The following is a 13829-nucleotide window of genomic DNA, read 5'->3' as shown; positions in this document are numbered from 1 at the left end:
TACGGGCACCCCTCTTCAAAAGAGGGGAAGTTGCTCTTCATTTATATTTAGTATTAAATCCAATTATATTTCTTTGCATTTTTCAAAAATGATTACATTTGAGTATATTTTTAATAGTAAGACAGTATGAGAACATTATATTTTGCCTGTATTGGGATTTCGCTTTTGCTTTTGGCAAGCTGTAAAGAAGACGTAGAAAAACCGAAAGTAATTTATGATGCTTCAAAAGGGGTGAAAGAGCCTGCAAAAGTGGATACAACTCAGATAAAAATTGCCGATTTGCCAATACAAATGGAGGGAACCAATTATTTGATCCATCCGGTAGGTGATTTGAGTGTTTATGAAAAAGGAGCGAAAACTAAATATGGCTCTTCGAGTGTGAATGATTTGAGTTTCACGATTTCCAATGAATCGGAGAATGAAATTACGGGTTATTTGCAGAATCTTAAATTTCAGAAAATTGGTTCTGATTCGATAAAAGCCTTAACAGATAAACCGGTTTTGATTCAGACTGCGACTTATTTAAAAAAGGTTTCCGACAAACTCAAAAAGCAAATTATGGTCTATGCCATGATGGATATGGATACCAATAAAGACGGAAAACTCGATGTGAGCGATATTACAACTTTGTATTTGAGCGAAATTAGTGGGGAAAAATTAACCAAAGTTTCTGCTGATTATCAGGAATTGATTGACTGGAATTTAATCGAATCCCAAAACCGCCTCTATTTTAGAACCGTGGAAGATACCAACAAAAACGGAAGATTTGACAGTAATGATGTAGTGCATTATAATTACATTGATTTGACAAGTAAAGACTGGAAAGCAGAAAGTTATAATCCGATTTAATGAGGTTAAGGTCATAAACGGAAAATCAGCTATGCGTTGCGCCAATTTTTATAAATTGACTGCAATGTTTAAAAACAGATGCAATAACATGATTGGTTGGATTTTATTTTTCTGCGGTATTTACATCTTACCATTCATGGTTGGTGAAGGGAAAATACTTCGAAAGTGTAATTATTTTAAGTTTTTTCTTGTTTTGTCTCTAATTCCAATAATTCTAGAAATTGTCCAGCTATTTAAAAATAATGACAAGTTTATTTTTGTGTGTTTAATACCAATATCAATTTTGTTTTTATTTAAATGTGCAGATAATTACATACTCAAAAAATTAAATCGCCATTTTTATTTTTCAAAAAAACACTGTACTGATATTGAATCAAAAGATGCAACTTGGCTTGAATTTTTCATACAAATGTTTATTGCTTTTGGGCCATTATTTTTTTGGATTTTTATTAGTGAAATACTACTCTAATTGTACTGTAGACAATCATCGCTTTAAAAGGTTGTAGTTTTTTCGGTAGTCGGAGGTTGTGATTTTCCATCTAGTGCTCGTTTGCAACGAGTATGAGTAAGTCCAAATTTCTCTCAAAAAGAAATCAGTGCTAATTTGTGTAATTTGTGGCAAAAAAACTCAAACCACCTAAATCAAAATATCACTTTCCAAATCTGATTTTTCTATTTTAAAATCAAATCCAAGCTGCTTTACCAACTGAATCACTAGGTTTTTATACCAATTCTCTGATTTGGGATGGATGTAGATTTTATCAATCAATTGGGAGATATCAACGTTGATTTTGAGACCGTCGTTTAGTTTGATGTTGCTGTCGGTTACATCAGAGATGATGCGAACTTCACGCTCGTATTGAAAACTTTTTCGTTTGAATAAAAAAGGGAAAAACATATCGTCAAACGGAATATATTCTTTTTTATAATCGATATAATTGACTTCGCCTATATATTGTTTGTAGTTGTTTTCGGGTCGAAGCGCATCCTGAAGTCTTTTCACGGTAGACTGAATGGCTAAACCTTCGCTGTTTTGGGTGAAAATTTGCCACATCGCAAATGATTCGTATTCATTGATATGCCAACTGCTGATAGCGACTTTTTCCCGATGTGTTTTGTAGTAATTCAGGAAATCGGGATTGTCTATGGAGAGTTTTTTTATTTCCTCAAATGTTGGCTCGCTAAAAGTACCTTCATATTGATCCTCAAATTTATCGGAACGGGACATGAATAATTTTTGCGAAAGCAATAAATCCAAAAACTTCGACAGGTCCAAGTATTTCCATACGATGGTATCTTGGTCTTGCGGAAGTTTTATGTTGGGATTATTGAGATACATAGTTTGAATTTAATTCAATTTTTCAAAAAGCCATATGACTGTCATTAACTCCTACTAAAAGCCTAAAAGCTAAAAATCGCTTTGACCCTCATTTTTGCGTAAAATTTGGCTCGCAAAGCCGCGAAGACGCAAAGAAATTGATTTCAAACTTTGCGTCTCTACGCCTTTGCGAGAAAAGACCAAGCTTAACTTAATGGCTTTGCACGAGCCCATGGAGTGAACTGTCGAAGCAAATCTAAAATCATTATTCAAGAGACTGCATATTTACTAATTTGTTGTAAGTACCATTCATGGCAATAAGTTCGTCGTGTCTGCCTTGTTCAACGATTTTTCCTTTTTGCATAACTACAATCAAATCAGCTTTTTGAATGGTTGAAAGGCGGTGGGCAATTACAATCGAAGTTCGGTTTTCCATCATATTTTCAAGAGCGACCTGAACAAATTTTTCGCTTTCGGTATCCAAGGCTGATGTGGCTTCGTCCAAAATCATGATTGGAGGATTTTTCAACACAGCGCGGGCAATGGAAAGACGTTGTTTTTGTCCACCCGAAAGTTTGTTTCCGCTGTCGCCAATGTTTGTGTTGATGCCTAGAGGTAAATCTTTTACAAATTCGTAAGCATTGGCTATTTTTAATGCTTCGATGATTTCTTCATCGGTTGCATCTTCTTTTCCTAAGGAAATGTTGGCTTTTATGGTGTCATTAAACAAAATACTGTCTTGCGTTACCAATCCCATCAAGTTTCGAAGAGAGTGCATTTCCATGTCTTTAATAGAAATCCCATCGATGGTGATGCTTCCTTCATTTACGTCATAAAAACGGGTAAGCAAATTGGCGATAGTACTTTTTCCACTTCCGGATTGTCCTACAAGGGCAACAGTTTGTCCTTTTTTGACATCTAGGGAGAAATCTTTCAAAACATTTTCTTTTGCATATCTGAAGTTAATGTTTTTTAGGGATATGGAATCATCAAAGGTGGTTTTTACAATGGCATTTTCTTTGTTTGTAATCTCGTTTTTGACTTCCAATACTTCAAAGACACGTTCTGCAGCCGCTAATCCATTTTTTACAGAGTAAGAAGCTTTTGAAATTGCTTTTGCAGGAGTTAGGATGTTATAGGCCAAGGTTAGGTAAATAATAAATTCAGCTCCATCTAATGTCTTTTGCACTAAAACCAAATTACCTCCGTACCATAGTAATATAGCTATTGTAGTAATACCCATGAATTCACTTAGCGGAGAAGCCAAATTGTTTTTGTTACCTATGCTGTTGGACAGTTTTAGAAGTCTGGTTATAGAATCGTTAAAATTCTTTTTAAAGCGGCTTTCCGCATTATAGCTTTTGACCACTTTTAAACCTGTTAAACTTTCTTCTACAATTGAGATTAAGTGTCCTCCTTCGTTTTGGGCTTGTAACGATTTCGCTTTTAGATTTTTTCCTATTTTGGAAATAATCAATCCCGAAATAGGGATGAAAATCAATACGAAAAGTGTAAGGTCCCAACTGATGACATACATGGTAATTAATGCAAAGACAATTGTTAGAGGTTCTTTTACGATAAGTTCTAATATTGAAAAAAAGGAATTTTGAACTTCTCCAACATCTCCAAGCATTCGGGCCATTACATCTCCTTTTCTCTTTTCGGAATAAAAAGAGACAGGAAGCTCAATGATTTTGTCGTACATTGTTTGTCTTAAGTCTCTTAGAACACCATTTTTAAGATGCATAATATGGAATGATGCCAAATAGTTGAAGAGATTTTTTAACAAAAATGTAAAAATCACCAATGATACAACTAATAACAAGGCAAATTGGGGACCACTTTCTCTGTTTAATTCTGAGATATAGTAATAAAGCATATCTTTGCCATAATCCATTATTCCTCCGATTCCTTCAAAAACTGGCTCCTTTGGGATAGATTTTGTTTTGCCAAAAAGAACTTCCATCATCGGAAGTAATGAAAGCATCGAAATGGTGCTGAATAAAGCATACAAAATGTTGTAAATTATATTCCAAACAATGTTACTTGTATAGGCTTTAGTGTATGGAATTAATTTAAGTAAATTAGAATCTATCATTTTTGATAAGTGTGTTGAAATCAATTTAATTAGTATGTTTTCAACTAATTAATTCGATTTTTTTTTGTTGCAAATGAATTAGTTCAACTGCATAGCAGCAATTATATTTTTAATTTTTTCGTCCAATTCTTGTTCAACTTTGGTGAAATTGGCAACGCTGTCCAATTCGGTTTTTACGCTGATATAAAATTTAATTTTCGGTTCTGTTCCACTTGGTCTGGCGCATATTTTTGATCCGTCTTCAGTATAATAAATCAATACATCCGATTTTGGTACGGCCATAGTTTCTTCTCCGTTTGTAAACAGGTTTTTGGCAATAGATGATTTATAATCTTCCACCATAACCACTCTTTGTCCGTTGATTTCTTTCAAAGGATTTTCACGCAAGGAAACCATCATTTGGTTGATTTCTGCTAAACCTTCTTTTCCTTTTTTGGTTAAAGAAATCAGATGCTCTTTGTAAAAACCAAAATCAACATAATATTGTAATAAAGTATTGTAAACAGAACTTCCTTTAGCTTTTGCCTGAGCTGCAATTTCGCAAATCAATAAAGTGGCTGCAACGGCATCTTTATCGCGTACGGCATCACCAACCATAAATCCAAAACTTTCTTCTCCACCGCCAATAAACTGCAGTTCCGGAAAATCCTTAATCATTTTGGCAATCCATTTGAAACCAGTTAATCCTACTTTGCATTCTACACCGTAAGCTGTTGCCAATTCCAAAATCATAGGAGTGGAAACAATAGTAGAACCCACAAATTGTTTTCCGTTTATTTTTCCGGCTTTTTTCCATTGTTCCAATAAGAAAGCCGTCATCAAAATCATGGTTTGGTTTCCGTTTAGCAAAATCATTTTGCCTTCGTTGTTTCTTACGGCAACCCCCAAACGGTCACAGTCAGGATCTGTTCCCACTACGATATCGGCATTTAGTTTGTCTGCAAGCGCAAGTGCCATTGTCAATGCTTCCGGTTCTTCAGGATTTGGAGATTTAACGGTTGGGAAATTCCCATCTGGTTTGGCTTGTTCCGGAACGATATTCACATTTTTATAGCCCGCTTTTTCCAAAGTACCAGGAACAGACATAATCGAGGTTCCGTGCAAAGAAGTAAACACAATGTTCAGGTTGTCTTTGGCTGCTGCCGATGTGTTGAAACTAGCATTTTCAACCGATGATTTTGCAAAAGCTTCATCGATTTCAGTATCTATATATTGTATCAGATTTTCATTTGCCGAAAAATTGATTTGGTCATAATTCAAGCTTTCGATTGCCTGAATAATTTCACCGTCCTGCGGAGGAACAATCTGTCCACCATCTTCCCAGTACACTTTGTAACCATTATATTCTGGCGGATTGTGCGAAGCCGTAAGGACAATTCCGCACTGGCAACCCAAATATTTAAGGGCAAAAGACAATTCCGGAGTAGGTCTCAAGTCCGAAAACAAATACACCTGAATACCATTTGCAGAGAAAACATCGGCAACCACTTTGGCCAAAGTTTGGCTGTTATGACGACAATCGTAGGCAATAACGACCTTTAAATTTTGCCCCGGAAAAACGCTTTTCATATAATTGGAAAGTCCCTGAGTGTTTTTTCCAAGCGTGTATTTGTTGATGCGGTTGTTTCCAACACCCATCACACCGCGCATTCCGCCTGTTCCAAATTCTAAATTTTTATAAAAGCTATCTTCAAGTTCTTTTGGCGAAGTAGTCATTAATTCTTTAATAGCTACTTGAGTTTCATTGTCGAATGATGGAGTCAACCATTCGTTTACTGCATCTAAAATGTTTTGTGCTATGTACATTGTATTTAGTTTAAGATGTTTTTCTGTTTTTTTGGAGCTATTCCTGCTATTCGCTATATCTTTTCTTGCTTAAAGAAAGCAAGAAAAGGATGCCGCTTCTATCAGGGCTAGGTCCATAAAGCAAGAAAACCAGTTTTTATAACCTATTTTGATTCTTTGTTTTGTTTTATTTTTTTGAGGGCGCAAATTGCGTCCTCAAAGAGTATTATATTTATCCTTTCCTGCTCCCCTCTCCTTCGGAGAGGGGCCGGGGGAGAGGATTAAAAATTCACCTCGGTTGCAACCTTGTATCGTTCTTCATTGTGTTTGGTTCTCAAAATAATTTCTCCAAGAAATCCTGCCAAAAACAATTGCGTTCCCAAAATCATTGTTGTTAATGAGATATAAAACCAAGGGTTATTGGTTACCAAATTATAACGCATTCCCATATACATATGGTATAGTTTTGAAGCGCCAATGTAACCGGCTGCCAAGAATCCCAGAATAAACATGACAGAACCAATCGCACCGAATAAGTGCATTGGTCTTTTTCCAAATCGGGATAGGAACCAAATTGTAATCAAATCGAGAAAACCATTAATGAAACGTTCCATTCCAAATTTTGTTTCCCCATATTTTCGGGCTTGGTGCTGAACCACTTTTTCGCCAATTTTTCCAAAACCGGCATTTTTTGCCAAAACCGGAATGTATCGATGCATTTCGCCAGAAACTTCAATGTTCTTTACAACAACATTTTTGTAAGCTTTCAGTCCGCAATTAAAATCGTTCAATTCAACTCCAGAAGTTTTTCTCGCAGCCCAATTGAATAGTTTCGAAGGAAGATTTTTGGCTACAACAGAGTCGTAACGTTTCTTTTTCCACCCCGAAACCAAATCGTATTTTTCTTTGGTAATCATTTCATACAACTCAGGAATTTCATCCGGGCTGTCCTGCAAATCGGCATCCATTGTGATAATCACGTCACCTTTTGCTTTGGCAAAACCGGCATGCAAAGCCTGTGATTTTCCAAAATTTTTCATGAATCGGATTCCTTTTACATTTGTGTTTTCTGCTGCAAATCCCGAAATGATGTTCCAGGACTCATCGGTGCTTCCGTCATCAAGGAAAATGATTTCATAACTATAATTGTTAGATTTCATTATCGAAATAATCCAAGTGTATAATTCCTGCAGGGATTCCTCTTCGTTTAGAAGCGGTATGAGTATTGATAAATTCATTATTTGTATACTTGCTGTGTAGTGTTGCTTTTAAAGAATGCAGCCATTATTAATCCGAAAATACAATTGACAACGACACTGTAAATGGAGCCTTTTAATAGTTCAATTATGGAATAAGGGTTGCTTTCGTTCAGTTTTTTCATGGCTTCATTGATGGCAGCGGTTGGTGTTCCAAATTTCTGCATCATTTCCATAGTATATTTTGCTGTTAACTCTTTTAAAGTGTCTTTTATAGATGGGTCAATAAAATTGAAAAGAATAATGTTGAAAGTTGTAGATATTGCTACTCCAATAAGTGCAGCAATAAAATAAGTGGTAAAAGCTTCTTTGAAAGGGAAAACTCCGTTTAAGTCTTTTTTGGTTTTTACCAGTAAAATAATCGAAATAATAATGTAGAGTCCAATAATGGTGGCGCCAAGCCAACCCGATATGAAAAGATTGATGTCTATAGCATATATCGTTGCAGTTATTAAGGCAGAAACAACGCCTATTATTATACCGAAACTTATTCCGTTTCTTTTTACGATTTCGTTTACCATTTGGTATATGATTTTTAATTAATCCACAAATATAGTAATTCCCAAAATAATGGCAGGCAAAAAATGATTTTTACGCCTATTTAAAAAAAGTAACACAAAGGTTTGTATATTAAAAAATAAGTGTAAATTTGCAGACTCAAAATAATAATGTTAAAACAAAAAGTTATGGTGCGTCTATACCTTTTCTGTCAGAAGAAAAGCTTCAAGGCAAATTATAATTAACAAATAAAAAAGATTCAAGATGAAAAAAGGTGTACACCCAGAAAATTACAGATTAGTTGCTTTTAAAGACATGTCAAATGAAGATGTTTTTATCACTAAATCTACTGCTGAGACTAGAGAAACTATTATCCACGAAGGTGTTGAATATCCAGTTGTAAAAATGGAGATTTCTAGAACTTCTCACCCTTTTTACACAGGTAAATCTAAACTTATCGATACTGCAGGACGTATTGATAAATTCAAAACTAAATACGCTAAACACGTTAAATAATTTTAACTGTTCAAATACATCAAAAACCTCGCAATTTGCGGGGTTTTTTTATGCAAAAATTTAGTGTGCTCGTTCTTACTACTGCTTCTAAACTTTTATCAACATATAAAATTAGTTGTAACTTTGCATTGATAACCAAATCAGATTTTAATAATTTTTAACTTAATTTATGAACTACATACTTTTTGACGGCCCCGCTCGAAATGCTTTGTTACCATTTACTTTTACCCGTCCGGTAGCCGATATTCTTGTAGGCATTATGACCATTCGTCAAAAATGGGAAGCTTATTTGGGTTCTACCACGACAACCGTGACAGAGGAATATTTGTCAGAGAAATTCCCAATGGTTGAATTGGATGAAAACATAATGATTAATGCCTCATTTTTGCCTAATGCTGTTTTGGCGGAAATGATTATTAATTTAGGGCCAAACCAAGCTGTTTTTAAGGGTGATAATGTTGTGGCTTTTTATACAGATGATAAGCAAGAATCGGTAGATTTTGATACTTATGATATTCTGGAATATAATGATGATTGTATTACGATTGAACATATTTGGGATATTTTTTCGAAGAATGATGCGGCAATTCGAGCCGATTTTGAGTTTTTGACCGAGGATAGAAAGTCGCAGCCAATTCCTAGAAGTGTGAATGTAATTGCGCCTGAGAATATTTTTATCGAAGAAGGTGCGAAATTGGAGTTTGTTACATTGAATGCTTCGACAGGACCTATATATATAGGAAAAGATTCTGAAATTATGGAAGGCGCAGTGATACGTGGTCCATTTGTTTTGTGTGACAATGCTCAGGTAAAAATGGGATCCAAAGTTTATGGAGCAACTACTGTTGGGCCTCATTCCCGAATAGGAGGAGAGGTGAAGAATGCAGTTATTTTTGCAAATTCTAATAAAGGGCATGAAGGTTATTTAGGGGATTCTGTTTTGGGCGAATGGTGTAATATTGGTGCAGACAGCAACAATTCGAATCTGAAAAACAATTACGAAGAAGTGAAATTGTGGAGTTATGAAACAGAAAGTTTCGTAAAAACAGGTCTTCAGTTTTGTGGATTGATGATGGGAGATCACAGTAAATGCGGTATCAACACGATGTTCAACACAGGAACCGTAGTAGGTGTAAGTGCTAATATTTTCGGAAGTGGTTTTCCTCGCAATTTTGTTCCAAGTTTTTCTTGGGGAGGAGCAACCGGATTTACAACTTATATTACCAAAAAAGCTTTTGAAACGGCGAGATTGGTTATGGAGCGTAGAGGTGTGGAGTTTGATGATAAAGAAGCAGCTATTTTACAGCATATTTTTGATGAATCCAAAAAATGGAGGAACGATTGAGAAGTAATTAGATAATGTGTCAATGTGACAATGAGATAATTAAAATGAATTGCTTCGTGAAAGTTTTGTGCTTTTGCGGAGCTTTTTTGCTTAAAAATAGATTTTTGGATGTAATGAAAATTATATAATTATCTAATTGGCACATTGTCTTAATTAAATCTATCTTTGCACCTTCAAAAAAATGGGTAATCAAATAAACGATTAACCGATTAAACGAATTCACAGAAAATAATGATTACAATAAACGATATTTCGGTTCAATTTGGTGGAACAACTCTTTTTAGTGATGTTTCTTTTGCAATAAACGAAAATGATAAAATTGCCCTTATGGGTAAAAATGGTGCAGGTAAATCGACTCTGCTAAAAATTATTGCCGGAGAAAGTAAGCCTAGTACGGGAAGTATTTCGGTGCCAAAAGAAGCTGTTGTTGCCTATTTGCCTCAGCATTTGTTGACAAAAGATAATGCTACTGTAATGGAGGAGGCTTCCAAAGCATTTGGCGAAATTTTCAGTATGAAAGCCGAAATCGACGAAATCAATGAGCAATTGACTGTTCGTACAGATTATGAAAGTGATGCTTATATGAAGTTGATAGAAAGGGTTTCGGATTTAAGCGAAAAATTTTACGCTATCGAAGAGGTGAATTATGAAGCCGAAGTCGAGAAAACCTTGATGGGACTTGGATTTGTACGTGAAGATTTTACGCGTCAAACATCAGAGTTTTCAGGAGGTTGGAGAATGCGAATTGAATTGGCAAAAATACTTTTGCGTAAGCCAGATTTGATTTTACTGGATGAGCCAACGAATCATATGGATATTGAAAGTATTCAATGGTTGGAAGATTTCCTGATTAATTCGGCAAAAGCGGTAGTGGTAATTTCCCACGACAGGGCTTTTGTGGATAATATTACCAATCGTACTATTGAAGTAACAATGGGGCGCATTTATGATTATAAAGCAAAGTATTCCCATTATTTGGAATTAAGGAAAGATCGTCGTATTCATCAGCAGAAAGCCTATGATGAACAACAGAAAATGATTGCTGATAATAGAGCTTTTATTGATCGTTTCAAAGGGACATTTTCTAAAACAGACGCGGTTCAATCTCGTGTTCGAATGTTGGAAAAATTAGAAATTGTTCAGGTTGATGAGGTAGATACTTCGGCTTTACGTTTGAAATTCCCGCCGGCAGCTCGTTCCGGACAATATCCTGTGATTGTAAAAGATATGTCCAAATCTTACGGAGATCACATTGTTTTCAAAGATGCAAATATTGTTATCGAAAGAGGTCAAAAAGTGGCTTTTGTTGGAAAGAATGGAGAAGGAAAATCAACAATGATCAAAGCTATAATGAAAGAGTTTGCTCCTGATAGTGGTTCGGTTGAAATTGGACATAATTCTCAAATTGGTTATTTTGCTCAAAATCAAGCGGCATTATTAGACGAAAACGCAACCATTTTTGAAACGATAGATGATATTGCAGTTGGGGATGTAAGGACGCAAATCAAAAACATTCTTGGCGCTTTTATGTTTCATGGGGATGATATTACCAAGAAAGTTAAGGTGCTTTCTGGAGGAGAAAAAACACGTTTGGCAATGATTAAATTATTGCTTGAACCGGTTAATTTGTTGATTCTGGATGAACCTTCAAATCACTTGGATATGAAAACCAAAGATATTATCAAGGATGCTTTGCGTGATTTTGACGGAACTTTGATTCTGGTTTCTCACGACCGTGATTTTCTTGACGGATTGGCAACAAAAGTTTTTGAATTTGGAAATAAACGTGTAGTTGAGCATTTTGAGGATATTGCCGGCTTCCTGGCTCACAAGAAAATGGACAGTATGAAAGAAATCGAAAAATAATTTTTTATTTTTTATAAATCAAATGAGCAGAAGTTTAATTTCTTCTGCTTTTTTTATTATTTAGCTCGGATACTCTAATAGCCACAAATTACACAAATTAACACAAATTCGAAGAGAGATGTTTTTAAGAAAATTAAGCTTTTGGTACGAATTGTCTTTTTTTTTTTTGATAAAAAATCTGCGTAAGTCTGCGGATTCTGCGTGAAAAAATAATGATAATTTGTGATTTTATATGCGAATACCCGGCGGAAGTAATTCTTTGTAGATTGGATTTTTTTTAAAGAAAAGAACAATTTTTGGATGAATGGGCACCACTTTTAGTTTCTTTTCAGTGGCGGTTTCCATAATGTTTTTTAGGAAATTTGAAATAAATTCTTCGTCGGTGTGATTATCGGGAACATTGATTTTGGTTAAAAATATTTTTTTCTCCTGAAACGAATATTCAATAGATACTATCCCGGATTCTACTTTTGTTTCAAATTGTCTCGCAAAAGTATTGTCTTTGATTTCTAATTTTGTAATGGTTTCCATTTTTTATTTTTTAAGTCTGAGGAAGATTTTTTTAGATTATGCAAAGGTAATCAATTGATAGTCAGTTTTAAGTGTTTTTGTGATTAACTTGTGAAACGGAATTATTAAGATGCTGTTTTTTGTTTGGGAATTGTTTTGATCATTGGCTGGTTAGATTTTTTTTTTTTTTTTTTTTTTGAAATATCAGTAATGAGACTCTTAAAATGGAAATAAAATATTTAATTTTAAAAGGCGTTTTGATAAGTACTTGTATTGATTAATACTGCTTTGGTTATGGATAAAATTCCTGTTTATTTTATGCCGGGTTTGGCGGCTAGTTCGGCTATTTTTGAAAGGATAAAACTTTCTGAATCCGAATTTGAAATGTTTTTTTTGGAATGGGAAATTCCAAAGGAAAAGGAATCGCTGTCTGGTTATGCTAAAAGGATGACAACCAAGATTAAGCATGAAAATCCGGTTTTGATAGGGGTTTCTTTCGGAGGGATTTTGGTTCAGGAAATGAAACGCTTTATTCCCACGCGTAAAGTTATAATTATTTCGAGCGTGAAAAGTAATTTGGAATATCCTAAAAGAATAGTGATTGCAAAAAAAACGAAAGCCTATAAATTAATTCCTGTAAGTTTGGCTCAAAATATTGAAAATTTTGCCCGATTTTCTTTTGGTAAAAAAGTAAATGAGAGGCTGAAATTGTATGAAAGATTCCTTTCGGTGCGAAACGAACATTATTTGGATTGGGCTATTGAGCAGGTTGTTTTGTGGAATAGGAATGTTGTTGACCAAGAGGTGGTTCATTTACATGGCGATGTTGATGATATATTTCCGATTAAGAATATAGATGGTTGTATAGTTGTAAAAGGAGGAACTCACGTGATGATTTTGACTAAATTTAGGTGGTTGAATACAAATTTGCCGAAAATAATATTGGGCCAAAACAAGGTTGAGTGAAATTTAAGATATACTAATTGTGAAAGTTGAGTTGTACTCTGTAGGGCTCTTTTTTTTGGTCAAAGAGCTTTTACCATATTTTCGTTAATGTCTTTGCTGAAGTAATTGTAGCTGCAGGTAATGGCTTCTTTGATTGGAGTTTTAATTTTTATTTTACTGTCAAAATGTTTGATGGCAATGACATTTTTATTCTCGTCAAGAAAAATCGAAGTAGGAAAACCTAATGTGTGTTTGATGCTAGCTACGATATGCGAATCTTTGGAGTAGTATTCATTGGCATAACATACTTTGATATTGTCGTTGAATTTCTTGGCAATATTTTTTAAATCCTTCTTTTTGTCCCAAAATACCACAACAATTTGCAGGTCGTCATGATGTTCTTTTGCCAAAATGTTTAAAGCGGGAATTTCTCCTTTAGGGATTACGCACCAGGAGGCGTAGGTTATAATGAAAACAGGTTTTTGAATTCGGTTTATTTTTACGTTTTTGTCTTTGTAAACCTTTAGACTAAAATCGTCAAATTTTGTCCCGACCAATTTGTTTTTTACCAAAGAATCAAAAAGATTTCTTCCTTCTTCAAAGTCTCTCTTTTCGTATGCTTTATTGCTTGCTTTTTTGTAGGGATTGATATTTTCTTTTATGGCTTCAGATAGGTAGGTGATCGTGTCTTGGCCATAGGAAATGGTTAAGGATAACGACAAAATTAAGGCGTATAAGAATCTGCGCATAAATGATTTAGGACGAAAAATGTTCGGCAAAAGTACTCCTTTGTTGTTAAAGATACAAAAATAACGTTGAATAGCAAATTAATCAGATATAATG

At 34.7% G+C, this 13829-nt stretch carries 12 protein-coding genes; 5 read left to right on the top strand and 7 right to left on the bottom strand.

Translation table 11 applies throughout. The annotated features are described in order from the left end of the window. The first annotated feature begins 126 nt into the window (after positions 1-126). Complete coding sequence (locus EM308_RS17580) at positions 127-849, top strand: hypothetical protein (RefSeq protein ID WP_035641315.1); 723 nt, start codon at positions 127-129, stop codon at positions 847-849. Between the two features lie 637 nt (positions 850-1486). On the opposite strand, the gene EM308_RS17570 is transcribed toward EM308_RS17580, so the two are convergent. The 5 genes from EM308_RS17570 to EM308_RS17550 all read right to left on the bottom strand — a co-directional run bounded on the left by EM308_RS17570 (position 1487) and on the right by EM308_RS17550 (position 7827). Next, entirely contained in the window at positions 1487-2188 is a 702-nt protein-coding gene (locus EM308_RS17570; RefSeq protein WP_035633206.1) for a DUF2971 domain-containing protein, read from the bottom strand. Positions 2189-2432: 244 nt separating this feature from the next. Next, complete coding sequence (locus EM308_RS17565; protein ID WP_394332820.1) at positions 2433-4265, bottom strand: ABC transporter ATP-binding protein; 1833 nt, start codon at positions 4263-4265, stop codon at positions 2433-2435. A 78-nt stretch (positions 4266-4343) separates the two neighbouring features. Continuing rightward, the gene (locus EM308_RS17560) at positions 4344-6071 is read right to left on the bottom strand and encodes a phospho-sugar mutase (protein WP_035633204.1); all 1728 of its coding nucleotides are present in this window, start codon (positions 6069-6071) and stop codon (positions 4344-4346) included. 260 nt (positions 6072-6331) lie between these two features. Next, positions 6332-7288, bottom strand: coding sequence for a glycosyltransferase family 2 protein (locus EM308_RS17555; protein ID WP_035633201.1), 957 nt, complete (start codon positions 7286-7288; stop codon positions 6332-6334). Then, positions 7288-7827: a DUF4199 domain-containing protein gene (locus EM308_RS17550; RefSeq protein WP_035633198.1), complete on the bottom strand. Its 540-nt coding sequence runs from the start codon at positions 7825-7827 to the stop codon at positions 7288-7290. The genes EM308_RS17555 and EM308_RS17550 overlap by 1 nt, the downstream gene beginning before the upstream one ends. Positions 7828-8068: 241 nt before the next feature. On the opposite strand from EM308_RS17550, the gene EM308_RS17545 reads away from it, so the two are divergent. From EM308_RS17545 to EM308_RS17535, 3 genes are all read left to right on the top strand, one after another. Further along, entirely contained in the window at positions 8069-8320 is a 252-nt protein-coding gene (locus EM308_RS17545; RefSeq protein WP_035633195.1) for a type B 50S ribosomal protein L31, read from the top strand. Positions 8321-8489: 169 nt separating this feature from the next. After that, positions 8490-9665 carry a GlmU family protein gene (locus EM308_RS17540; RefSeq protein ID WP_035633192.1) on the top strand — a complete coding sequence of 392 codons (1176 nt, stop codon included), beginning with the start codon at positions 8490-8492 and terminating at the stop codon, positions 9663-9665. Positions 9666-9896: 231 nt separating this feature from the next. Next, positions 9897-11531, top strand: a complete 1635-nt coding sequence (locus EM308_RS17535) for an ABC-F family ATP-binding cassette domain-containing protein (RefSeq protein ID WP_035633190.1) — start codon at positions 9897-9899, stop codon at positions 11529-11531. A 228-nt stretch (positions 11532-11759) separates the two neighbouring features. Here the strand turns inward: EM308_RS17535 and EM308_RS17530 are convergent, their stop codons facing one another. Next, positions 11760-12062, bottom strand: coding sequence for a GNAT family N-acetyltransferase (locus EM308_RS17530; protein ID WP_035633188.1), 303 nt, complete (start codon positions 12060-12062; stop codon positions 11760-11762). 273 nt (positions 12063-12335) lie between these two features. Here EM308_RS17530 and EM308_RS17525 point away from each other — a divergent pair, with 273 nt between their 5' ends. Further along, positions 12336-13007 carry an alpha/beta hydrolase gene (locus EM308_RS17525; protein ID WP_035633186.1) on the top strand — a complete coding sequence of 224 codons (672 nt, stop codon included), beginning with the start codon at positions 12336-12338 and terminating at the stop codon, positions 13005-13007. Between the two features lie 59 nt (positions 13008-13066). Here the strand turns inward: EM308_RS17525 and EM308_RS17520 are convergent, their stop codons facing one another. After that, a complete protein-coding gene (locus EM308_RS17520) occupies positions 13067-13735 on the bottom strand; it encodes a TlpA family protein disulfide reductase (protein ID WP_051877607.1) in 669 nt (222 codons plus the stop codon). Between the last annotated feature and the right edge of the window lie 94 nt (positions 13736-13829).

It is taken from the genome of Flavobacterium gilvum (genome assembly GCF_001761465.1).
Taxonomy (GTDB): domain Bacteria; phylum Bacteroidota; class Bacteroidia; order Flavobacteriales; family Flavobacteriaceae; genus Flavobacterium; species Flavobacterium gilvum.
This window is presented reverse-complemented; position numbering and strand designations above follow the sequence as displayed.

What these genes read in the sequence shown, in the direction of transcription:
- EM308_RS17580 (WP_035641315.1), top strand. Translation starts at nt 127, where the DNA reads ATGAGAACATTATATTTTGCCTGTATTGGGATTTCGCTTTTGCTTTTG.
- EM308_RS17570 (WP_035633206.1), bottom strand. Translation starts at nt 2,188, where the DNA reads ATGTATCTCAATAATCCCAACATAAAACTTCCGCAAGACCAAGATACC.
- EM308_RS17565 (WP_394332820.1), bottom strand. Translation starts at nt 4,265, where the DNA reads ATGATAGATTCTAATTTACTTAAATTAATTCCATACACTAAAGCCTAT.
- EM308_RS17560 (WP_035633204.1), bottom strand. Translation starts at nt 6,071, where the DNA reads ATGTACATAGCACAAAACATTTTAGATGCAGTAAACGAATGGTTGACT.
- EM308_RS17555 (WP_035633201.1), bottom strand. Translation starts at nt 7,288, where the DNA reads ATGAATTTATCAATACTCATACCGCTTCTAAACGAAGAGGAATCCCTG.
- EM308_RS17550 (WP_035633198.1), bottom strand. Translation starts at nt 7,827, where the DNA reads ATGGTAAACGAAATCGTAAAAAGAAACGGAATAAGTTTCGGTATAATA.
- EM308_RS17545 (WP_035633195.1), top strand. Translation starts at nt 8,069, where the DNA reads ATGAAAAAAGGTGTACACCCAGAAAATTACAGATTAGTTGCTTTTAAA.
- EM308_RS17540 (WP_035633192.1), top strand. Translation starts at nt 8,490, where the DNA reads ATGAACTACATACTTTTTGACGGCCCCGCTCGAAATGCTTTGTTACCA.
- EM308_RS17535 (WP_035633190.1), top strand. Translation starts at nt 9,897, where the DNA reads ATGATTACAATAAACGATATTTCGGTTCAATTTGGTGGAACAACTCTT.
- EM308_RS17530 (WP_035633188.1), bottom strand. Translation starts at nt 12,062, where the DNA reads ATGGAAACCATTACAAAATTAGAAATCAAAGACAATACTTTTGCGAGA.
- EM308_RS17525 (WP_035633186.1), top strand. Translation starts at nt 12,336, where the DNA reads ATGGATAAAATTCCTGTTTATTTTATGCCGGGTTTGGCGGCTAGTTCG.
- EM308_RS17520 (WP_051877607.1), bottom strand. Translation starts at nt 13,735, where the DNA reads ATGCGCAGATTCTTATACGCCTTAATTTTGTCGTTATCCTTAACCATT.